Raw genomic sequence first — 22,533 nt, forward strand, 5'->3', positions numbered from 1 at the left:
GCGCAGCCGGGTGAGGGGTGTCTCTCCTCACGACTGCTTGTGCGAGTGGAGAGAACCTCTCATCCGGCGCTTCGCGCCACCTTCTCCCACAAGGGGAGAAGGGAAGAGCTAAGCGCAGCGAACAGGAGACCACCATGGACTTTCAACACTACGCTCGTTCGCTTGAGCTGCAGGAACGCGTTCGCCAGTTCATGCTTGCGCATGTCGAGCCGGTCGAGGAGCTCTATTACGAGCAGGTCAAGCCGGAGGCCACGCGCTACAAGACGCCGCAGGTCCTCCAGGACTTGAAGCGGCTGGCACGCGAGCAGGGGCTCTGGAACCTGTTCCTGTCAGGTGAGCACGGCCAAGACCCTGACAACACTGGCCTGACCAATCTCGAATATGCGCCGGTGAAGGAGATCATGGGCCGCATCCTCTGGGCGCCCGAAGTCTTCAACTGTTCGGCGCCCGATGTCGGCAACATGGAGGTGCTGGCAAATTACGGCACACCGGCGCAGCAGGAGCGTTGGCTGAAGCCGCTGCTGGAGGGGCGCATCCGCTCCGGCTTCTCGATGACGGAGCCGCAGGTCGCCTCCAGCGACGCCACCAACATCCAGTGCGAGATCAAGCGTGACGGCGGCGACTACGTCATCAACGGTCGCAAATGGTTCACGTCAGGCGCGATGAACGAGGATTGCGAGATCCTGATCGTGATGGGCAAGACCGCGCCCGACGATCCCGACCGCCATCGCCAGCAATCCATGATCCTGGTGCCGAAGGCGACGCCCGGTTTGCGCATCGTCCGCGACATGCTGACCTACGGCTACGACGACGCGCCGGTCGGCCATCCCGAAATCGTCTACGAGAATGTCCGTGTACCGGCCGAGAACATCCTGCTCGGCGAGGGCCGCGGCTTCGAGATCGCGCAGGGCCGGCTCGGCCCCGGCCGCATCCATCATTGCATGCGCTTGATCGGCTGCGCCCAGCGCGCGCTCGAATTGATGTGCCAGCGATCCGTGTCGCGCACAGCCTTCGGCAAGCCGCTCGCAGACCAGGGTTCGGTGCGCGAGGACATCGCCAACTCCTTCTGCGAGATCGCGCAGGCGCGGCTGCTCACCTTGCAAGCTGCCGACAAGATGGACCGCGAAGGCAACAAGGCCGCGCGCGACCTGATCGCCGCCGCCAAGATCGTGGTGCCCAGCATGGCCGCCCGCGTCATCGACCGCGCCATCCAGATCCACGGCGCCGCCGGCGTCTCGCAGGACACCTTCCTCGCGCGAGCGTACGTCTATGCCCGCTTCATCCGCATCGGCGACGGCCCCGACCAGGTGCACCTTGCCGCGGTCGGCAAGGAGCTGATCAAGCGCGGCGGCGTGATGGGGTAGGGCCTGGCCCTCTCCAGGAGCGCGTGCAGCTTGATGCGGGATGAACGCTCATAGCGGCGCGCAGGATGCCGCGCGCAACCCCGGCGTCTCGCCATTCGACCTGACATTTAACCATGAAACGGCACTGTTTCAGGTCGTTACCGCATTGTTTCAGATCATTGTAGCACAATAGTAACGACTCTCGATTGAAAGTGGCGCTGAGTACGCGCTGCGGCAGGTTCGCGCACGGGTGAGAGAGAACAGACCGCTTCCGTTCGAGGAGAGGGCCTTTGCCGGCGTCAAAAGAGGCGGTCACGCCCCTGGCCATGTCAGGAAGCACGTTTAGCATGAGCTACCGCTGGATCATCGTGTCGGCGATCCTGCTGATGGCCTTGCTCGTTCAAATGCCTGTCGTTCTCAACGCGGATTTGAGCTGCCTGCTGACCGAAGGCGAGAAGGTTCTCGATGGCGGAAAGCTCGGCGTCGACGTCTTCGAGCTGAATCCGCCGCTGTCGGTCTATTTGTACATGCCGGCGCTGCAGCTTGCGCGCATCACCGGCATTGCCCCCGAGATCATCGTGATCATCCTGGTGATGATCGAGATCGTTGCCGCACTCGTCATCATCGATCGTGCCGCTGCGGCGGCAAAGCTGGAAGCCGACGAGAGGAGCATTACGGCGTGCGTGCTCGCATTCCTGTTCGCAATTTTTCCCAGCGCCGTATTCGGACAGCGTGAACACATCGCCGTCATTGCGATGACGCCTTTCGTCGCCATCGCTGCGATCCGCTGGCGCGGGCTTGCGCCCGGACCGGTTGCGATCCTGGCAGGACTTGGTGCCGGGTTGGCCATGAGCCTGAAGCCCTACCTTACCCTCGTGGTCGGCCTGCCGATCATCCTCTGCGTCCTCCGTCAACGCTCCATCAGACCCTTGTTCACCCCCGAAGCGTGTGCGGCCGCCGCTGTCGTCATCGGCTACGGAGCGGTGCTCGCCATCTTCTTTCCGGCTTATCTGTTGACCTTTGCGCCGATGGTCACTGCCGCTTATGTGCCGTTGAGGATGGATTTCGGCGATCTGCTTTTTTTCCCGGCGGTTATGCTGGTCGCTTCCGTCGGCCTCGTGCGCCTGTTGGCGCCGCAGGACTTCAAATGGGAAGGCGGCGCAACGCCGTGGCTGGCCGCAGCGGTTGGCGGAGCGGCGAGTTTCATCATCCAGGGTAAGGGCTGGACCTACACGGCATTTGCGCTTTGCATGTTTGCGAGTGCCGCGCCATTGCTGCAGGCTCGCACGAAGACGTTGCGCCTGCCTGTCATGATCTGCGCCCTTGCTGCGATTGTGTGCATCGGCTCCCGTTTGTCCCTTCAGGTGCGGCCGTTCCCGCCACTGGAGGGGCGTATCCAGGCCCTTGCAAAGCATCCGCGGCTGATCACGATCGGCGATCATGTCGCTCTCGGGCATCCGCTCGTCCGCCAGATCAATGCGACCTGGGCGGGCAACACGTGTGGGCAGGCGTTGGCGGCCGGCTCAATGCTCCAACAGAAGAGCTCGCAACTGCCTGAGGGTGAGCGAGCGAAACTGGACGGCATCATCAATTTCGAGCGGCGGCTGCTGTTGGCGGACCTGCGAGCCGGTCGTCCGAATGTGATTCTCGTGGATACCTATCTGCTGAGCTCGATGCCGTTCGATTGGCTGGCCTGGGCCAATTCGGATCCCGACCTCAAGGCGGAGTTGAGCCGTTATCGTGAAGTCGAGGATGCCGACGGCCGCGTTCGCATATTGGTCGATCCTTCCGGTTCGGAATGATAGTCCCGTCTCGCTCGATGTGAGCTGTCGGTGGCAGTGCTTGCCGGGGCTGCAGTGGCTAATAGCTGCTTTCGTTTGCTTTGCCGCTTATTCGTGGTGGCCGACGTCACGTCCCTAAGGGGCCGGTCCAACGCAATTCGGGTGTGCAATGGCGAGACTCATCACGCTTGCTGGTTTGCCGGGGGTCGGCAAGTCAAGCATTGCCCGGGTTCTGGCGCGGCGTACCGGAGCCGCCTGGCTGCGGATCGATTCGATGGATCAAGCGATCTGGGCATCCGGTACTGCACCGGCTGATCTGCTGGACTGGACCTATCGCGCCGCTCAGGCCGTCGCGACAGACAACCTCGCCCTCGGCCTGGACGTGATTGCCGACTGCGTCAATGATTGCGAGGAGGCGCGGGAAGGCTGGCAAATCGCCGCGCGAAAGGCTGGCGCCGAGATCGTCTGGATCGAGGTGGCGTGCAGCGATGCCGACGAGCACCGACGCAGGATTGAGACGAGATCGACCGACATTGCCGGGCTGTCGTTGCCCGGCTGGAATGCGGTCGCCGGCCGAGCCTACGCTCCGTGGGAGCGCGATCATTTTACGGTCGACACAGCACGGCGCAGTCTCGAGGAGTGCGTGGAAGAAGCGCTCGGCCTGCTTGACCGTCGGTAGCCGCTTCTGGCGCCTCCTTCCGCAAACACAAGTCTACTGAAGCTGACCCAGCTCATCCATGGCGATGATGAAGCCAACGAATGCAAGCAATCCTAGAAACAACACAATGGAATAGAGAAACTCTCGCGTGAGCGTCGCGCGAAACATCGTCTCCAGGGAGAAAATTGACGCTCCGGGCCTGAGAGCCTTTCGGTACATTTGCTCCTGCAAGAAGGAGCCGTAAGCCACTGCCGCAAATACGATTGCGGTCACAACAGCGATGATCCTGGCTCGTCCCTCTCCTGTGATCCCTAGGTAGGCAAAACACGAGAACAGGATGATCAGAACGACAATTTGGGCCTTCCGCATGTTGGGTTTCGCCGGCTCCGGGCCATCCAAATTGACGATCGACTTTAGCGTGCGCAATTGAAGCCGCGCAGGTAACCCAGCGCCCGGCTTCCATGACGCCTGACGCCGCCACGATGACATCATGCCAGTGTTTTGCCCGACGAGTCAAAGCGATTTCGTAAAATCAGCAATCATCCGAGCGCGAAGCCAAGCCATTGATATCGCTGGCCCCGGCTACTGTGCTTGGGGTTGTTTTTCAGTTTTGGTTCTGGCAGGCCTGCCGCCGGCCTCATGGCGCCGGGGTGCGCCTGATCATTTCGCCTTCATCATCCCGCTTTGGCGATACGGCTGTCGGCCGCTCCCGAACGCAGGTTCTGGAAGAACTTTTCCACCTCGCGCGACAGCGTGTCCGCCGTCTCCGTCAGGCTGCTCGCCGCCGTCAGCACGGAGGCTGCCGCCGTGTCGGTCTCGCCGATGGCGTCGCGCAGCGAGGTGATGTTGGCGACCAGGGTCTCGTTGCCCTGCGCGGCCGATTGGGCGTTGGACGAGATCTCGCGCGTGGCGGCGTCCTGCTGGCCGATCGCGCCGGCGATTGCCGAGGTGACATCGTTGATCTCGCGCACGGCGCCGCCGATCTCGCGTACGGCATCGACCGCGTTGCGGGTGGACGCCTGGATCATCGAGACGTTCTCGCCGATCTCGGCGGTCGCCTTGGCGGTCTGACCCGCCAGCGCCTTCACTTCGTGCGCGACGACGGCAAAGCCGCGGCCGGCGTCACCGGCGCGCGCGGCTTCGATGGTGGCGTTGAGCGCGAGCAGATTGGTCTGCTCGGCGATGGCCTGGATGAGATTGAGGACGCCGTCGATGCGCTGGGTGGCGGCCGCGAGGCTTTCGATCTCGGAGATCGATTTTTCGGTGCGCTGGCCGGTCTGCTCGACCGCGCTTGCGGACTGCCGGACCTGGCGGCCGATCTCCACCACCGACGCGGACAGCTCCTCGGCCGCACCTGCCACCGCCGTGACGTTGTGGGAGGCCTGCTCGGTGGCGTTCGCCGCGGTGCCGGCGCGGCTGCTGGCATCCGCCGTGACGCGGGTGATGGTCTGTGCCGTCTCGCGCATGACGGAGGCGTTGTCGCTGAGGCCGCGCATGATCGCGCCGATCGCCTCGCGAAACGCGTCGACGGATTGCTCGATGTGGCGGGCGCGCTGCTCGCGCGCGGCGGAGTCCTGCGAGACCTGCGAGGCGAGATTGCGGTTGCGGCCCATCGCGTCCTGGAAGATCTGGATGGCGCGTGCCAGCGCGCCGATCTCGTCGGCGCGGTCAGAGTGCGGCACCACGACATTCTCGGCGCCGTCCGCGACCTGCTCGATGGTCGCGGTGATGGCGGAGAGGGGACGGGCGATCGAGCGGGCGATGATGACGATGCCGATCACGACGAGGGCCAGCGCGACGCCGCCGAGGCAGGTCAGCACGAAGGAGAGGGTGCGATTGGTCTCGGTCTCTTGCGCGATCTGTCTGGCGCGTTCGGCATAGACCTTGGACAGTGCCTCGAGATCCTTGTTCAGCGCCGAGCGCACGGCGCGATTGGCGTCGTTGTCGCCCCATTCGCGGCCCGCGGCCGCATTGATCTCGACGCCGCGGCGCACCAGCTCCTTGCGGAACTCGACGAACTGCTCGATGCGCTTCTTGAACGTGGCGAACTGCTCGGCATCGTCGGCTTTGACGATGGTCTCCCAGCGCTTCACGACGTCGAGGATCTGGGCGTTGAACTTGAGCAGGCCTTCGCCGTATTTCTTCACGACGGCCGGTTCGGTCGACATGTAGACGCCGCGCGATTCCATCACGACCGCGTAGACCAGCGAGTTGACTCGCTCGACATTGAGCGCGGCGGCGTTCGCCGTCTCGATCGCGCTCGTCAACTCGGCGCTGCGGCGGCTGTTGTAGTCGGACAGCGTCGCGATCGCCGCCGTGAGCAGCGCGAACAGCGCGAAGATCGCGTAGAGCTTGGTCGCAAGCGTGAAACGGCCTGCCACCCCCGTGGCATTCCCAGATCGGTCGGTTGTCATGCTTTTCAGAGGCCCCAATGGCCGGCAGTGGCCGGAGAGCGCGGTCGTATAAAATTGATGCAAAACTATGCAGAATGAAGATGGACGCCGTCTTAACGCCGTGGCCCGGCCCCTTCGTCCTTAGTCGAAAGAAAGGTAAGATATTTCAGTGTCTTGATCTGGGTATAGTTTGGGATCGCGCTGATGTCGGCCACTGGCCGATGAACCCCGGAGGGGCCTTTGGTCTACCGCCACACCATCGACGCCACGACCTACACGTTCCCGGACCTGCGCGACCTGCTCGCCAAGGCGACGCCGCCGCGCTCCGGCGACCGGCTGGCCGGAATTGCCGCGGCAAGTGCCGCGCAGATGATCGCGGCGCGGATGGCGCTCGCCGACGTCCCGCTCGGGCAGTTCTTGCAGGAAGCTGTCATCCCGTACGAAGCCGACGAGGTCACCCGCCTCGTCATCGACAGCCACGATGCCAGGGCATTCGCGCCGGTGGCTTCGCTGACGGTCGGCGCCTTTCGCGACTGGCTGCTGTCGGACGCGGCGACATCCGAGGTTTTGCGCAGGCTGGCAGGCGGCATCACCCCGGAAATGGCGGCCGCGGTCTCAAAGCTGATGCGCAACCAGGACCTGATCCTGGCGGCGCGGAAATGCGAGGTCACCACCGCCTTTCGCAACACCATCGGCCTGAAGGGGCGGATGAGCACGCGGCTCCAGCCCAACCATCCCTTCGACGACGCCAGGGGCATCACCGCCTCGATCCTCGACGGCATCCTGTTGGGGGCCGGCGATGCCTGCATCGGCATCAATCCGGCGAGCGACGATCCCGCCGTCATCGCGCAATTGCTGCGGCTGCTCGACGAGATCATCGCGCGGCTGAAGATCCCGACGCAAGCTTGCGTGCTGACCCATGTCACGACGACGCTGTCGCTGATCGGGCAGGGCGTGCCGGTCGACCTCGTCTTCCAGTCGGTCGCCGGCACCGAGGCCGCCAACCGCAGCTTTGGCGTCGACCTCGCGCTCCTGAAGGAGGCGCAGCAGGCCGGCCTGTCGCAGAAGCGCGGCACGGTCGGGCAGAACGTGATGTATTTCGAGACCGGCCAGGGCTCGGCGCTGTCGGCGGGCGCCCATCACGGCGTCGACCAGCAGACCTGCGAGGCGCGGGCCTATGCGGTCGCCCGCGCCTTTGCGCCATTGCTGGTCAACAGCGTGGTCGGCTTCATCGGCCCGGAATATCTCTACGACGGCAAGGAAATCATCCGCGCCGGGCTGGAAGATCATTTCTGCGGCAAGCTGCTGGGCCTGCCGCTCGGGATCGACATCTGCTACACCAACCATGCCGAGGCGGACCAGGACGACATGGACAATCTGCTGACGCTGCTGGCGGCCGCCGGCGTCACCTTCATCATGGGTGTCCCCGGGGCCGACGACGTCATGCTGAACTACCAGTCGACGTCTTTTCACGACGCGCTCTATGTCCGCGACGTCTTCGGCCTGCGCCGCGCGCCGGAATTCGACGACTGGCTGGTGCAGTCGGGGATCGCGGGCGCCGATTTCCGTCTTGCCGGCGACGCAGGCCTGCTGCCCGATTTTGCCTCACGGCTGATCGCGTGACGCGGCGGGAGCGCCCGGCGGCTTGAGGAAACCATTGGTCCCTCTCGGAATTATGGTCCTGCCACAATATTGAGAAATTCCGGCGACAGCATTACGCTGTGTGTCTGGCTGGCAATTTCCGCAGCTATGTCGACCGTGGCGGGGGAGCTTTGATGCGAGCTGAAAGTAACGGTACGGCCCGGCGGATTCTGTGCGTGTTTCCCCGGTACACCTCGTCGTTCGGGACGTTCGAGCATTCCTATCCATTGACCGACGGCGTCTGTGCCTTCATGCCCCCGCAGGGGCTTTTGCTGCTCGCGGCCTATCTGCCCGAGGAGTGGGAGGTCAAGTTCGTCGACGAGAATCTCCGTCGCGCGACCAACGAAGAGTTCGCCTGGGCGGAGGCGGTCTTCGTCAGTGGCATGCACATCCAGCGCCAGCAGATGAACGACATCTGCCGCCGCGCCCATGAATTCGATCTTCCGGTCGCGCTCGGAGGTCCCTCCGTCAGCGCCTGCCCGGACTATTATCCGTCCTTCGACTATCTCCATGTCGGCGAACTCGGCGACGCCACCAATCGGCTGATCGAGATTTTGGCGCGCGACACGTCGCGTCCCGGGGAGCAGGTGGTGCTCACTACCAAGGACCGCGTGCCGATGACGGAGTTTCCGATCCCGGCCTACGAACTCGCCGACGTGAAGAAATACTTCCTCGGCAGCATCCAGTATTCCAGCGGCTGCCCCTATCAGTGCGAGTTCTGCGACATCCCCGGCCTCTACGGCCGCAATCCGCGCCTCAAGTCGCCCGAGCAGATCATCGCCGAGCTCGACCGCCTGCGCGAATGCGGGATGACCGACACGGTCTATTTCGTCGACGACAATTTCATCGGCAACCGCAAGGCGGCGATGGACCTGCTGCCGCATCTGATCGAATGGCAGAAGCGGACCGGCTATGTGGTGCGGCTCGCCTGCGAGGCGACGCTCAACATCGCCAAGCGGCCCGAGATCCTCGAAAAGATGCGCGAGGCCTATTTCATCACCATCTTCTGCGGCATCGAGACGCCCGATCCCGACGCGCTGAAGGCGATGCACAAGGACCACAACATGATGGTCCCGATCCTCGAGGGCGTGCAAACGATCAACTCCTACGGCATGGAGGTCGTGTCCGGCATCATCATGGGGCTCGACACCGACAAGCCGAACACCTCGGAGGCGCTGCTGGCCTTCGTCGAGGAGTCCCGGATTCCGCTGCTCACCATCAACCTGCTCCAGGCGCTGCCGAAGACGCCGCTGTGGGACCGTCTGGAGCGCGAGGGCCGCCTGATCGAGGATGACGGCCGCGATTCCAACGTCGACTTCCTGTTGCCCTATGACGAGGTCGTCGCATCCTGGAAGCACGCCATGGGCGTCGCCTACGAGCCCGAGAAGGTCTACGCGCGCTTCCAGTATCAATGCGACAACGTCTATGTGCACCGCCTGAAGATGCCGACGCCGGACGAGATGAAGACCTGGCGCAACATCCGGCGCGGTCTCGTGATGCTGCGCAACATCTTCTGGAAAGTGGGTGTGCTCGGCGACTACAGGCGCGTGTTCTGGAAGTTTGCGCTCGGGCGCATCAAGCGCGGCGACCTCGAAGGGCTGATCGGCTGCACCTTGATCGCGCACCATCTGATTACGTTTGCGCGCGCGGCGTCCAGCGGCAGGCAAAACGCCTCGAACTATTCGATCCGCCTGCGGGAAGCCTCCGTTCCCGCCGAATGACGCGACATGTCTGATCCGGCCGTCCCGCGCCGCCCGACCCTCGATCTGCGGTCGCTGACGCCCGCGCGCGTCGCGCTCGGGCGCAGTGGCGCGAGCGTGCCGACAAGGGCCTTGCTGGATTTCACGCTGGACCATGCCCGCGCCCGCGATGCCGTCCATGCAGTGTTCGACGCGCCGCGTCTGGTCGCAGATCTCCGCGCGCTTGGCCTCGTCGTCATCGAGGCGCGGAGCCAGGCGGTCGACCGCAGGGATTATTTGCGGCGGCCGGATCTGGGACGACAGCTCGATGCCGGCTCGGTCGATCTGTTGGCACGACATGCCTCGGAGCCGTGCCAGCTCGCGGTCGTGATCGGCGATGGCCTGTCGGCGGCCGCGGTCCACGCCCATGCGGTGGCGCTGGTGTCTCACCTGCTGCCGCTGCTTGCGGAAGGGAACGACGTCGCGATTGGACATGTCGTTGTCGCCTCAGGCGCGCGCGTCGCGCTCGGCGACGAGATCGGCGCGATTCTCGGTGCGCGCATGGTGGTGACGCTGATCGGCGAGCGGCCGGGCCTGTCCGCGCCCGACAGCCTCGGCGCCTATCTGACCTTCGCACCGAAGCCGGGCCGCACCGATGCCGAGCGCAATTGCGTCTCGAACGTCCACAAGGCCGGGTTGAGCCATGACGAGGCCGCCTTCAAAATCGCCTGGCTTGTTCGCGAGGGGCTGGCGCGGGAGGCCACCGGCGTGGCGCTGAAAGACGAGAGCGGCGATCCTCCCGCTCGAATCGGGACGATCCGGCCGGAATGACCGGTATCAAGGGTCGAAATCGCCGCATGTTGATCCAATTTGTGCGCTTGCGCGTGCTTGCGAGAGGGCGTTTGGACCTGCTAAACCCCTCGCGGCGATTTTCCGCGCATTTTCAAAGGGCAAGCCTCCCATCTGTATGGCATTTTCAAGCCGTTCGCGGGACGCAATAAGCTCACAGACCCGAGCCGATTAGGAACTGGACAAGGCATGCTCGAAAAGCACCGCGAGAATGAGGTTCATGTCGACAAGGTCGAGCAGGGACCGACGTCCTCGATCGCCTTCGGGCTCGAGCGCATCGGGCTGATCGCCGTCCGGGCGCCGATCGTCTCCTGCATCGTTCTGCTCGCCCTGATCGTCGGTGCCGTGTTCGGCATTCACCGGATCAAGATCGACGATTCGCTGTCGCAGCTGTTCCGGTCCAACACGCCGGAATTCCGCCAGTATGAAGCGGTGACAAAGAAGTTCCCGGCTGAGGAATTCGACGTCCTCGTCGTGGTCGAAGGCAAGACCCTCCTGGCGCGGAATAACCTCGAGAAGCTGCGCGACTTCGTCACCGACATGCAGCTGGTCGAAGGCACGCGCGGCCTGGTCTCGCTGTTCTCGGCGCGGCAGGCGCCGGCGCCGGGCAGGCTGCCGGCGGCGCTGTTCCCGCCCGAACTGCCCGAGGGCGCGGCCTATGACAAGTTCGTCGAGACCGTCAAGAACAACGAGATCATCCGCGGCAAGCTGTTGTCGGACGACGGCACGCTGGCGCTGATCGTGCTGTCGCTCGATCCGGAGGTGGTCGCCTCCAACAAGCTGACCAAGACCGTCGGCGACATCCGTGCGCTGATGAAGGAAGACCTCGGCAATACCGGCCTCAACGTGCAGCTCTCCGGCGTGCCGGTGATGCAGCTCGAGATCCGCAACGCGGTCGAGCGTGACGGGCTGACCTACAACATCCTCGGCATCCTCGCCGGCTGCGTTATCGCCATCATCTTCTTCCGCAAGATCTCGTTCATGGTCGCGGCGGCGTTCCCGCCGATGATTGCGATCCTGCTGGCGCTCGGTGCGCTCGGCTGGGCCAATTTCAATCTCAACATGTTCCTGAACGTGATGACGCCGCTCATCATGGTGATCAGCTTCTCGGACTCGATGCAGTTGACGTTCGCTGCGCGCGACCGGCTGATCGCGGGCCAGGACAAGTTCACCGCGTTCAAGAACGCCGTGCTGGTGGTGGGCCCGGCCTGCGTGCTGACGCACGGCACCGCCGGCATTTCCTTCATCGCGCTCCAGTTCTCCGACTCCGACCTGATCCGCAAGTTCGGCGAGGCGGGCCTCGCCGCCACCATCATCGCGCTGGTCGCGGTGCTGTCGCTGGTGCCGGTGTTCGGCGTGCTGCTGGTGCGCAATGAGAAAGTCTTTGCTTCCAAGTTCCAGAGCGCGGATGCCGGCGTGCAGGCGCTGCGCAATTTCTGCTACTGGATCGCGGTCCGCATGGTGGGCCGTCCCGGCCTGTTCAGCCTGATTGCAGTGTTGTTCGTCGCGGGCCTCGGCGTCATCTACGCCAATCTGGAGCCGCGCTACCGGCTCGCGGATCAGGTGCCGGACAAGCGCCAGGCCGTCGCCGCCAGCGACCGGCTCGATGCCAAGCTCACCGGTGCCAATCCGGTCAACGTGCTGGTCCAGTTCCCCAAGGGTGAGACGCTCTACTCGCCGGAGACGCTCCAGACCATCGCGGACGTGCATGCGACCGTCGAGAAAGCCGCCGGTGTCGGCAACGTCTGGTCGCTCGAGACCCTGCGCCGCTGGCTCGCGGACAAGGCCGGCAGCGCCGACGTCGCGACGCTGAAGGAATATGTCAACGTCATCCCCGAGCATCTGGTCCGACGCTTCATCGACGCCGAGCAGGATGCCGTCGTGGTCGCAGGCCGCGTGCCGGACAAGGATTCCAGTCAGCTGCTACCGATCGTCGACAAGCTCGATTCCGAACTTGATGCCGTCCGCAAGAAGCATCCTGGCTACGAGATCGCGGTAACGGGTCTTGCCGCGATTGCCGCGCGCAACTCGGCCGGCATGATCGAGAAGCTCAACCGCGGGCTCACTGTCGAATTCGCGCTCGTCGCGATCTTCATCGGCCTTGCCTTCCGCTCCTGGGTCGTGATGTTCGCCTGTATCCTGCCGGGCATCTTCCCGGTGGTGATGTCGGGAACGGTGCTGTGGGCGATGGGCGAGGGGCTGCAATTTGCCAGTGTCGTGGCGCTGACCGTTTCGTTCGGCTTGGGCTTAAGCGCGACGATCCACTTCCTCAATCGCCTCAGGCTGGAGAGCAAGCCGGGCGTCGGTTCGGCGCTCGCGGTGGAGCGCGCGACAGTGCTGGTCGGCCCGGCATTGATCCTGACCACGCTGGTGCTGGCCTGCGGTCTCGTCGTCACCGTGTTCTCCGACCTGCCGTCGCTGCGGCTGTTCGGCTGGCTCAGCGCCTTCTCGATGGTGATGGCGCTCGTCGCCGATCTCTTCATCCTGCGGCCGACGGCGATGTGGTTGATCAACCTGCACGCCAAGCTGCAGGGCCCGGACAAGCCGGCGATCTGAGCGGGCGGCGGCATACGCCGCCGCTTGCTCACGCCTCGACCCGGACGATCCCGTACGGATTGAACTTGAAATCGTCCTCGGCGTAGTCCTGCTCCCGCGAGAACGTAAGCTTGCGATCGCAGAGCGTCGCTTCGATGCCACGGTCGGCCATGGCGTTGGTAAGCTCCTCCATGAGCATCACCGCCGACCATTCGTTGCCGCGCGATTTCGCGACATAGATCTCCGGCAAGCCGACAAGGTGATAGCCGACGCTCTCGTAATAGCGATCGCCGCCGAGCGGACGCTTGGCGAAAGCAAGACGACACGCCTTGGCGACGGCGAGGGTCATGCCAAGGCCCTGACTGGTCTTTGCGCCCTTGCGTGCCTGATCGCCGAGACTGCGCCACCGCTCGAGGCCGTGGGCAACGCCGGCGCTTTCGCCCTTCACGGCGGTGGCGCCAGCCTCGATCATCTCCTCGACGATGCGCAAGGCCGCCGCCGAAAAGGCGACTGCCTTCTGCTGCTCCAGCGGCGGGCTCAGCAAATAGAGCACCGCTTTGTGGCTGGCCACGGCCGCTTCGTCCGCGGCAGACCAGGCTCTCGGGAAGACGCGGTCCCAGCATACGCCGAACGACCGCTCCATGTGCGGATCGGGCTTGGCCTGCGAATAGGTGCGGTCGATCTCGAAGTTGAAATCCGCGATCGTCTTGGCCACCGCCTTCGGCGGGTGCAGCAGGCTCTCGTCCTTGCCGAGGAAGCAGAGCACGTGACGCGGTTGTACCGACGAAGGCTGCATGCTCGTACCCTGCTGGTCATTGGCGAAGGCGCGGCTGGTTACGAAGAGCCCGGCGGCCTTGAGCAGATGTCTGCGAATTGGGTCCATGTCCGCAACAATGTCAGCAAAAAGCCCCCGGCTCGCGAGAACCGGGGGCGTGTTCCTTATCCGCTGGGAAGGGCGTCAGCCCTTCGTCATCGTGATGTTGACGCCGCGGATCTCGCCCTTCGAGCTGATCTGCACCGTCTGCTTGGTGCCGTTGGTGCGCAGCGACAGGTTGGCGGCGAAGCCGTTGGCCTCGACGAACACCTCGATCTGGCCGCCGCCGGCGGTGCCCTGGAGATTGCCGAAGATGTTGCGGTTGGTCTCGCTCCAGTTGCCGGAGATTCGCTCGCCCTGGCTCGTCACGTCGCTGGTGAGGTCGAACTTGTAGCTGTCGGACGCGCAGTGAAGGGCCTGCTTGAGGCTGAGACCGGTGCCGGCGACCTTGTAGTCGGCCTTGCAGCGGATGCGCTCGGTGCTGCCATCGGACAGCGACACCGTGCCGGTGCCGCTCCACGCACCGTCGAAACCTGCAAACGGTCCGGACGACTGAGCATGGCTTGCCGAGACTGAGAAGAGCAGCGCAGCCCCGATGCCGGCCGCCTTGATTGCCTGTCCAGATCGCCCAAAGAATTGCATTTTGAATATCCCGTTTTCGAACGACGTTCGCTTAGGATGAACGTCTCGCCACATCGAAAGTTTAGTGTTCCGAGCCTGTGTCTGGTTCAAAGCCTGACGGCCAGGGACGGCGGTTCACGACGCCCTCGCGCCAGGTCAGGCTGCGCGATTCTCTCTGTTTCGGTGTGTTTCTGGCGGGAAAAGCAGGGCGGAGAGATGCAGCTCTGCAACAGGTACGCATCAAAACGCGGTGTGCCAGAATTATGACGTAGTATCAATCTCTTACATCTGCCAATGAAGAGCGAGGGAAGGCTTGATTTGGTGGATGTGGCGCCAATTTGGCCGCATTTGCCAGTGCTTGTGCCTTCTCCGAGGCCGCACGTTCCGCGGCGACTTGCCATCAGAACAATCCGTTCCGGTCGTCCACCCTGTGCTGTCCGGGATCGGTGCGGTTCTGCCGTCAGAATGAAGGAATACAATGCGTAAGCTTCTCGTCGCTCTCACCCTGCTGTCGGCATCCCTTTCGACGGCGGCATTCGCCCAGGCAGGACGCGGCACGGACGCCGAACAGAAGGCCTGCACGCGCGATGTGCAGAAGTTCTGCCGCCCGGTCATCGACCAGGGCGATTTCACCATCCTGGCCTGCCTCAAGGAGAACCGGGCCAAGATCTCGCAGGCCTGCGACCAGGTCCTGAAGACCCACAACCAGTAAGCTCGGCCACTGGCCCACCAAGGGCGGCCCCGGGGCCGCCTTTTCGGGCCGGATCCGGAAGGGCAGCCATCGAGAGACAGGATTGGTTTTGCGGCCGTATTCCCCTATATGGGGGCCGCGGCGGCATCGTCGGCATGAGCCCGCGCGAGCGAAAAAGCCCTTCCTGTCCAAACGATTGTAAACCAGCCCTCGATGACCTCTGCGAGCGAATTGCGATCCGGCAAGGGTGACCGCGACGAGAATTTTCCCGTCGCGTCCTGGATCATTCATCCGCGCCATCGCGCGCTGATCCTGGCGTACTACAATTTCGTCCGCACCGCCGACGACATCGCGGATCACGCGACGCTGCCTCCCGACCAGAAGCTCGCTTATCTCGACCTGCTCGAGGCGGAACTGCTCGGCGAGGGCGAGACCCAGGCCGAAGCCGTCATTCTGCGGCGGGCGCTGGCCGAGCGAGGCATGGCACCGCGCCACGCGCTCGACGTGCTCATCGCGTTCCGCATGGACGTGACCAAGCTGCGCTACGAAAACTGGGACGAGGTCATCCACTATTGCCGCTACTCGGCGATGCCGGTCGGCCGCTTCATGCTCGACGTCCACGGCGAGAGCACGTCAACCTGGGCGGCCTCGGACGCGCTCTGTGCGGCGCTCCAGATCAACAACCACCTCCAGGATTGCGGCAAGGATTTTCGCGAGCTCAATCGCGTCTATCTGCCGCGCGACGCGCTGGCCGCGAGTGGCGCCTCGGTCGAGCAGTTGGGGCTGACGCAGTCGCCGCCGGCGATGCTGGCCTGCCTTCAGGCGCTCGCCGTGCGCAACGCAGCCCTGCTCGACGAGGGCAGGTCGCTGAGCGCGGAGATCCGGGATTTCCGCCTCGGCGTCGACGTCGCGGTGATCCAGGCCTATGCCGATCGTATCGTGCGCCTGTTGAAGGTGCGCGATCCCCTGCGCGAGCGCGTGCATCTGAACAAGTTCGAGCTTCTCACTTTCAGCCTCGCCGGCATGATCGGCGAAGTCGGCCGCCGCGCGATCGGACGCAAGGCCATTTCCAGACCGGGGACTGCACATGACGCTTGAGGCGACCTCGCCCAGCGCCAATTACGGCTCGACCGCATCGAACAGCTCCTTCTACGCTGCGATGCGCATCCTGCCGCATGACCAGCGCGAAGCGATGTTCCAGATCTACAGCTTCTGCCGCCAGGTCGACGACATCGCCGATTCCGACGGCCCGCGCGACGAGCGGCTCGCCGCACTTCAGGAGTGGCGCAACGACATCGACGCGCTCTATCAGGGCCATCCGCCGCCGCGGCTGAAGGACTACGTCGCCTCGGTGAAGACCTTCGGCCTCAAGCGCGAGGATTTCCTTGCGATCGTCGACGGCATGGAGATGGACGTGCCGCAGGACATCCGCGCGCCCGACATGACGACGCTCGATCTCTACTGCGATCGCGTCGCCAGCGCCGTGGGGCGGCTGTCGGTGCGGGTGTTCGGCCTGCCCGAGGAAGACGGCATCCAGCTCGCCTACCATCTCGGTCGCGCGCTCCAGCTCACCAACATCCTGCGCGACATCGACGAGGACGCTGGCCTCGGCCGGCTCTACCTGCCGCGCGAGGCGCTGCTGCATGCCGGCATCACCTCCAACGACCCGAACCGCGTGATCACCGAGCGCGCGCTGCCGAAGGTCTGCCAGCCGCTGACGCAGCGTGCGAAGGCGCATTTCGAGAAGTCGGACGAGATCATGAACCGCAACAAGCGCCGCGCCGTGCGCGCGCCCCGGATCATGTCGAAATACTACCATTCCATCCTGGACCTCCTGATCGCGCGCGGCTTCAACGCGCCGCGCGAGCCGGTGCGTGTGTCGAAGGTCACGCGCATCCTGATCCTGCTCCGTTACGCTTTCATCTGATGCAAAAGACAGCTCACATCATCGGTGCTGGAATTTCCGGCCTCTCCGCCGCCGTGCGGCTCGCCAATGCCGGCTTCAAGGTCGCCGTCCACGAGGCGACGCACCAGGCCGGCGGCCGCTGCCGCTCCTATTTCGACGGCGCCACCAATCTCACCATCGACAACGGCAATCATCTGCTGCTGTCGGGCAATAGCCATGCGCGCGCCTATGCCCGCTCGATCGGCACCGAGGCGGGCCTCGTCGGCCCCGAACGCGCGCAGTTTCCGTTCGTCGACATCAAGACCGGGCAGCGCTGGCAGATCGATCTCGGCGATGGCCGGCTGCCGACCTGGGTGCTCGACGAGAGCCGCCGCGTTCCCGACACCGGGCTCAGCGATTATCTCAAGCTGGCGCCGCTGATCTGGGCGTCGGAGGAGACGCTGGTCGGCAAGTCCATTCCCTGCGAAGGCATCCTGTATCAGCGGCTGGTGCAGCCGCTGCTGCTTGCAGCGCTCAACGTCGATCCGCCCGAGGGCTCGGCCGGGCTTGCCGGCGCGATCGTGCGCGAGACGCTGCTTGCCGGCGGACAGGCGTGCCGGCCGCTGATTGCGCGCGACGGCTTGAGCGCCGTGCTGATCGAGCCTGCCGTGAAGTTCTTGCAGGAGCGCGGCCACACCGTTCAGCTCGGCCATGAGCTGCGTTCGTTTACGACCGGTGATGGCAAGGCCAGCGCGCTGAATTTCGGCGGCGAGGATGTGATCCAGCTCGGTGAGGGCGATGTCGTCGTGATGGCGGTGCCGCCGCGTGCCGCCGCGAGCCTGCTGCCCGGGCTGAAGACGCCGACCGAATTCCGCGCCATCGTGAATGCGCATTTCCGCTTTGAACCGCCGCCCGGTTCGGCGCCGATCCTCGGCGTGATCGGCGGCGTCGTGGAATGGCTGTTCGCGTTCCCGAACCGGCTCTCCGTGACCATCAGCAATGGCGACCGCCTGGTCGACATGCCGCGCGAGGAACTCGCGCAGGCGATCTGGAACGACGTCTGCGAGGCGGGCGGCGTGTCCGGCGAGCTGCCCCCCTGGCAGATCGTGCGCGAGCGCCGTGCCACATTTGCGGCCACACCGGCCCAGAATGCCCTGCGTCCGGGGCCGGCCACTGCGCTGAAAAACCTGTTTCTTGCCGGCGACTGGACTGCTACGGGATTGCCTGCAACCATCGAGGGATCGGTGCGGTCCGGTGATCGCGCCGCCGATCTGGTTTTGGCCGCAAAGCGGCCCTGACGGGCAAAGTCCCGGTCAATTTCAATCGACTATCGGAGCAATCGAGCGACATGGATTCCGTGAACGCGACCAGCCGCCAAGCCCAAGAATCCAGAGCCTTGGAATCGAGGATCTTGGAATCGGGCGTCCTGGAATCGAGCATTGCGTCGGCGACGCAAGGCGTTCTCGGCTTCCAGCAATCCGACGGCCATTGGGTGTTCGAGCTCGAGGCCGACTGCACGATTCCGGCCGAATACATCCTGCTGCGCCATTATCTCGCAGAGCCCGTGGACGCCGTGCTCGAGGCCAAGATCGGCAATTATCTCCGCCGCGTTCAGGGCGCCCATGGTGGCTGGCCGCTGGTGCATGACGGCGAGTTCGACATGAGTGCGAGCGTGAAGTCCTACTTCGCGCTCAAGATGATCGGCGATTCCGTCGACGCCCCGCACATGGTGCGTGCGCGCGAGGCGATCCATGCCCGCGGCGGCGCGATCAACAGCAACGTCTTCACACGCTTCCTGCTTGCGATGTTTGGCGTGGTGACCTGGCGCGCGGTGCCGGTGCTGCCGATCGAGATCGTGCTGCTGCCGTTCTGGTCGCCGTTCCACATCAACAAGATTTCCTACTGGGCCCGCACCACCATGGTGCCGCTGATGGTTCTTGCCGCGCTGAAGCCGCTGGCGAAGAATCCTAAGGGCGTCGGGATCGACGAGCTGTTTCTCCAGGATCCGCGCTCGATCGGCATGACCGCGAAGGCGCCGCACCAGAGCATGGCCTGGTTCGTGCTGTTTCGTGCACTCGACGGCATTCTGCGCGTGATCGAGCCGATGTTTCCGAAGAGCCTGCGCCAGCGCGCGATCGATGCGGCGCTCGCCTTCACCGAGGAACGCCTCAACGGCGAGGACGGCATGGGCGCGATCTATCCGCCGATGGCCAACATCGTCATGATGTATGACGCGCTCGGCAAGGACGAGAATTATCCGCCGCGCGCGGTCACGCGCCGGGGCATCGACAAGCTGCTCGTGTTCAACGGCGACGAGGCCTATTGCCAGCCCTGCGTCTCGCCGGTGTGGGACACGACGCTGACCGCCCACGCGCTGCTGGAAGCCGGCGGTGACATCGCCCTGCCTGCGGCCAAGCAGGGCCTCGACTGGCTGATCCCGAAGCAGGAGCTCGAGGTGAAGGGCGACTGGGCGGTGAAGCGGCCCGACGTGCGCCCGGGCGGCTGGGCCTTCCAGTACAACAATGCCTATTATCCCGATCTCGACGACACCGCGGTGGTGGTGATGTCGATGGACCGCATGCGACGCGAGCACGGTGCGACCGGCTATGACGCCGCGATCGACCGCGGCCGGGAGTGGATCGAGGGCATGCAGAGCGACGACGGCGGCTGGGCCGCCTTCGACGTCAACAACCTCGAATACTATCTGAACAACATCCCGTTCTCGGACCATGGCGCGCTGCTCGATCCGCCGACCGAGGACGTCACCGCGCGCTGCATCTCCATGCTGGCCCAGCTCGGCGAGACCGAGAAGTCCAGCAAGCATGTGGCCGACGGGGTCGCCTACCTCAGGAAGACCCAGCACCCGGAGGGGTCCTGGTACGGCCGCTGGGGCATGAACTTCATCTACGGAACCTGGTCGGTGCTCTGTGCCCTCAACATGGCCGGCGTCCGCCATAACGACCCGATGATTCGGAAAGCCGCCGACTGGCTGGCCTCGATCCAGAACAAGGACGGCGGCTGGGGCGAGGACGCCGTCAGCTACCGTCTCGACTACAAGGGCTGGGAGGCGTCTCCCTCGACCGCCTCGCAAACGGCATGGGCCTTGCTTGCCCTGATGGCTGCTGGCGAGGTTGATCACCCGGCCGTCGCCCGCGGGGTGGAGTACCTGATTGCAACACAGAACAAAAAAGGACTGTGGGACGAGCAGCGGTACACCGCCACAGGCTTTCCTCGTGTATTCTATCTGCGTTATCACGGTTACCCGAAGTTCTTCCCGCTGTGGGCGTTGGCGCGGTATCGGAACTTGCGGAACACCAACAGCAGGGTGGTAGGGGTCGGGATGTGACTTTGGGGACGGGGGACTATCTGACCGTGGGTAATGCCATCGACCCGCGGCCGATATTGATCGTGACTGGACTGGTTCAGGAGGCCCGTATCGCGGCTGGGCCCGGAATGGCGGTCATTTGCTCGTCGAGCAGCCCGACCCAGTTGCGGGCGCTTCTGACGGTGGTGGATCCCGAGACGATTCGCGGCGTGATCTCGTTCGGCGTGGCCGGCGGGCTCGACCCGACGCTGCGCTCCGGCGACGTCGTGCTGGCGACCGAGGTGCTCTCCGGCGATACCCGCTGGGCCGCAGGCCTGTCGCTCGGCGACGACCTGATCGACCGCCTGACGTCGGGCCGCCGCCGCGTGGTGCGCGGCAGCCTTGCCGGCGCCGAGGAGGTGGTCACGAAGCGGTCCTGCAAGGCGGCGCTGCATTCGGAAACCGGCGCCTCCGCCGTCGACATGGAAAGCCACATCGCGGCCGCCTACGCCGCCGAGGCGGGGCTGCCCTTTGCCGCGGTCCGCGTCATCAGCGATCCCGCCCATCGCGCGCTGCCGGCGCTCGCCCGCGCCGCCATCAAGCCGAACGGCCAGATCGACCTTGCGGCGGTCCTGCGCGGCATCGTGCGCAATCCGACGACGCTGCATGCGCTGGTCTCGACCGGCATCGACTTCAACCGCGCGCTGCGTTCGCTGCGCGGCTGCCGCGACTATTTGATCGGCACCGAGCTCGTCGACAGCGAGGCCTTGGTCTCAAAGGCGGCCTGACCTCTTGATGCGATAAAGCAAAAGGCCCGGTCGCCATTGGCGACCGGGCCTTTTGCGTTTTGGTGCCTGCTCACTCGGTCGCCTCCATGCGGTTTCGGTCCACGTCCCACAGCGTCCGTCGCATCATGCCTTCGACAATTGCCGCCGACTCGCTTGGACGCAGATAGATCGCCGTGGACTTGAGCAGCCATGGCAACACCGCTTGCTCGAGCCGCTCCTCATAGGCGCGGCGCATCATGTCGAATGCCTGCAGGCCGGGTCCCGCCAGGATCACATGGTGTGGGCGCAGCACGGATATCGTTGCCTCGGGGCGTTCGCGCCGAAGATGAAAAGGCCCGGTCGCGGTGGCGACCGGGCCTTTTTCGGTTCGTACCGACTTGCGTGCTTAGGCGGCGGTCGACGCCTTGCGGGCTGCCTTCTCTTGGGCGGCGAGGGCCTCGTCCTTGCGGATCTCCGACAGGCGCTTCTGCACTTCCGCCGAGAAGATGTACTGCGCCGGACGCTGCTTGGTCATGTCGATCTCGGGCGCCATCGGGCCCGTGGTCCTGATGCCGCGCAGCGACACCCACATCGCCTTCAGCGGGTGGCTGATGGCAGCGGTCGCAGCCGTCGGCTCGTAGCCGCAATGGGCCATACAGTCGGCACACTTCTCGTACTTGCCGGTGCCGTAGGTTTCCCAGTCGGTGGTGTCCATCAGCTCCTTGAAGGTTTTTGCGTAGCCTTCACCGAGCAGGTAGCAGGGCTTCTGCCAGCCGAAGATGTTGCGCGCGGGCATGCCCCACGGCGTGCACTCGTATTCCTGGTTGCCGGCGAGGAAGTCCAGGAACAGGCCGGAATGCATGAAGTTCCACTTCTTGCCCTTGCCCATCGCGAAGACGTCGCGGAACAGCTTCTTGGTCTTGGTGCGGTTGAGGAAGTGCTCCTGGTCCGGCGCACGCTCATACGCATAGCCCGGCGACATCGAGACGCCGACGCCGAGCTCGACGGTGAGGTCGAGGAATTTCGCGATCTCCTCGGCCGGATGGCCGTCGAAGATGGTGGCGTTGACGTTGACGGTGAAGCCGCGCGCCTTGGCCGCCTTGATCGCGGAGACGGCGCGATCGAACACGCCCTTCTGCGACACGGCCTTGTCGTGGTGATCCTTCAGGCCGTCGAGATGCACCGAGAAGAACAGGTACGGGGAGGGCGTGAACAGGTCGAGCTTCTTCTCGAGCAGCAGCGCGTTGGTGCAGAGCGAGACGAACTTCTTGCGCTCGACGAGGCCACGCACGATCTCGCCGATCTCCTTGTGGATCAGCGGCTCGCCGCCGGGAATGGCAACCATCGGCGCGCCGCACTCGTCGGCCGCGTCCCAGCACTCCTGGGCGGTCATGCGGCGGTTGAGGATCGCATCCGGATAATCGATCTTGCCGCAGCCGACGCAGGCGAGGTTGCAGCGGAACAGCGGCTCCAGCATCAGCACGAGCGGATAGCGCTTGCGGCCAAGCAGTTTCTGCTTGAGCAAATAGCCGCCGATACGCATTTCCTTGAAGAAGGGGATAGCCATTACAA

18 protein-coding genes and 1 pseudogene are annotated in these 22,533 nt (G+C 64.5%); 13 read left to right on the plus strand and 6 right to left on the minus strand.

Annotated features, from left to right (window positions below; genetic code table 11):
- Positions 1–134 precede the first annotated feature (134 nt).
- The 3 genes from ABIB95_RS06735 to ABIB95_RS06745 all read left to right on the plus strand — a co-directional run bounded on the left by ABIB95_RS06735 (position 135) and on the right by ABIB95_RS06745 (position 3,803).
- Complete coding sequence (locus ABIB95_RS06735; protein ID WP_354238305.1) at positions 135–1,364, plus strand: acyl-CoA dehydrogenase family protein; 1,230 nt, start codon at positions 135–137, stop codon at positions 1,362–1,364.
- Positions 1,365–1,921: 557 nt separating this feature from the next.
- A complete protein-coding gene (locus tag ABIB95_RS06740) occupies positions 1,922–3,145 on the plus strand; it encodes a hypothetical protein (protein ID WP_354238306.1) in 1,224 nt (407 codons plus the stop codon).
- 148 nt (positions 3,146–3,293) lie between these two features.
- Positions 3,294–3,803 carry a P-loop nucleotide/nucleoside kinase family protein gene (locus ABIB95_RS06745; protein WP_354238307.1) on the plus strand — a complete coding sequence of 170 codons (510 nt, stop codon included), beginning with the start codon at positions 3,294–3,296 and terminating at the stop codon, positions 3,801–3,803.
- A 33-nt stretch (positions 3,804–3,836) separates the two neighbouring features.
- Here the strand turns inward: ABIB95_RS06745 and ABIB95_RS06750 are convergent, their stop codons facing one another.
- Positions 3,837–4,274: a hypothetical protein gene (locus ABIB95_RS06750; RefSeq protein ID WP_354238308.1), complete on the minus strand. Its 438-nt coding sequence runs from the start codon at positions 4,272–4,274 to the stop codon at positions 3,837–3,839.
- A gap of 182 nt (positions 4,275–4,456) precedes the next feature.
- Positions 4,457–6,196: a methyl-accepting chemotaxis protein gene (locus tag ABIB95_RS06755; RefSeq protein ID WP_354238309.1), complete on the minus strand. Its 1,740-nt coding sequence runs from the start codon at positions 6,194–6,196 to the stop codon at positions 4,457–4,459.
- A gap of 219 nt (positions 6,197–6,415) precedes the next feature.
- On the opposite strand from ABIB95_RS06755, the gene ABIB95_RS06760 reads away from it, so the two are divergent.
- The 4 genes from ABIB95_RS06760 (at position 6,416) to ABIB95_RS06775 (ending at position 12,900) form a co-directional block, all read left to right on the plus strand.
- Positions 6,416–7,798 (plus strand): ethanolamine ammonia-lyase subunit EutB, encoded by a 1,383-nt coding sequence (locus tag ABIB95_RS06760; protein ID WP_354116865.1) that lies wholly within the window; start codon positions 6,416–6,418, stop codon positions 7,796–7,798.
- A 152-nt stretch (positions 7,799–7,950) separates the two neighbouring features.
- Complete coding sequence (locus tag ABIB95_RS06765; protein WP_354238310.1) at positions 7,951–9,537, plus strand: B12-binding domain-containing radical SAM protein; 1,587 nt, start codon at positions 7,951–7,953, stop codon at positions 9,535–9,537.
- A gap of 6 nt (positions 9,538–9,543) precedes the next feature.
- Positions 9,544–10,326: an ethanolamine ammonia-lyase subunit EutC gene (gene eutC / locus ABIB95_RS06770; RefSeq protein WP_354238311.1), complete on the plus strand. Its 783-nt coding sequence runs from the start codon at positions 9,544–9,546 to the stop codon at positions 10,324–10,326.
- Between the two features lie 207 nt (positions 10,327–10,533).
- Positions 10,534–12,900 carry an efflux RND transporter permease subunit gene (locus ABIB95_RS06775; protein ID WP_063984642.1) on the plus strand — a complete coding sequence of 789 codons (2,367 nt, stop codon included), beginning with the start codon at positions 10,534–10,536 and terminating at the stop codon, positions 12,898–12,900.
- Positions 12,901–12,928: 28 nt separating this feature from the next.
- Here ABIB95_RS06775 and ABIB95_RS06780 read toward each other — a convergent pair whose 3' ends face one another.
- Both ABIB95_RS06780 and ABIB95_RS06785 read right to left on the minus strand, forming a co-directional pair.
- Positions 12,929–13,762, minus strand: coding sequence for a hypothetical protein (locus ABIB95_RS06780; protein WP_354238312.1), 834 nt, complete (start codon positions 13,760–13,762; stop codon positions 12,929–12,931).
- A gap of 75 nt (positions 13,763–13,837) precedes the next feature.
- The gene (locus ABIB95_RS06785) at positions 13,838–14,335 is read right to left on the minus strand and encodes a hypothetical protein (protein WP_028146949.1); all 498 of its coding nucleotides are present in this window, start codon (positions 14,333–14,335) and stop codon (positions 13,838–13,840) included.
- 457 nt (positions 14,336–14,792) lie between these two features.
- Between ABIB95_RS06785 and ABIB95_RS06790 the strand changes: the two genes are divergently transcribed.
- From ABIB95_RS06790 to ABIB95_RS06815, 6 genes are all read left to right on the plus strand, one after another.
- A complete protein-coding gene (locus tag ABIB95_RS06790; protein ID WP_028143219.1) occupies positions 14,793–15,026 on the plus strand; it encodes a hypothetical protein in 234 nt (77 codons plus the stop codon).
- A 192-nt stretch (positions 15,027–15,218) separates the two neighbouring features.
- Entirely contained in the window at positions 15,219–16,103 is an 885-nt protein-coding gene (gene hpnC / locus ABIB95_RS06795) for a squalene synthase HpnC (protein ID WP_354238313.1), read from the plus strand.
- Complete coding sequence (gene hpnD, locus ABIB95_RS06800) at positions 16,093–16,932, plus strand: presqualene diphosphate synthase HpnD (protein ID WP_208085714.1); 840 nt, start codon at positions 16,093–16,095, stop codon at positions 16,930–16,932. Before hpnC ends, hpnD begins: the two co-directional genes overlap by 11 nt.
- Positions 16,932–18,188 carry a hydroxysqualene dehydroxylase HpnE gene (gene hpnE, locus ABIB95_RS06805; protein WP_028146952.1) on the plus strand — a complete coding sequence of 419 codons (1,257 nt, stop codon included), beginning with the start codon at positions 16,932–16,934 and terminating at the stop codon, positions 18,186–18,188. The genes hpnD and hpnE overlap by 1 nt, the downstream gene beginning before the upstream one ends.
- Positions 18,189–18,238: 50 nt before the next feature.
- Positions 18,239–20,236: a squalene--hopene cyclase gene (gene shc, locus ABIB95_RS06810; protein ID WP_354238314.1), complete on the plus strand. Its 1,998-nt coding sequence runs from the start codon at positions 18,239–18,241 to the stop codon at positions 20,234–20,236.
- Positions 20,233–20,982: a phosphorylase gene (locus tag ABIB95_RS06815; RefSeq protein WP_063984634.1), complete on the plus strand. Its 750-nt coding sequence runs from the start codon at positions 20,233–20,235 to the stop codon at positions 20,980–20,982. Before shc ends, ABIB95_RS06815 begins: the two co-directional genes overlap by 4 nt.
- A gap of 70 nt (positions 20,983–21,052) precedes the next feature.
- Here the strand turns inward: ABIB95_RS06815 and ABIB95_RS06820 are convergent.
- Both ABIB95_RS06820 and hpnH read right to left on the minus strand, forming a co-directional pair.
- Positions 21,053–21,298 (minus strand): annotated as a pseudogene (locus ABIB95_RS06820) (ROK family protein); the annotation flags it as partial.
- Positions 21,299–21,367: 69 nt separating this feature from the next.
- Positions 21,368–22,528, minus strand: coding sequence for an adenosyl-hopene transferase HpnH (hpnH, locus tag ABIB95_RS06825; RefSeq protein WP_354238315.1), 1,161 nt, complete (start codon positions 22,526–22,528; stop codon positions 21,368–21,370).
- Positions 22,529–22,533: the final 5 nt, after the last annotated feature.

Origin of the sequence: Bradyrhizobium sp. LA2.1, assembly GCF_040547725.1 — a bacterium.
Lineage (GTDB): Bacteria > Pseudomonadota > Alphaproteobacteria > Rhizobiales > Xanthobacteraceae > Bradyrhizobium > Bradyrhizobium barranii.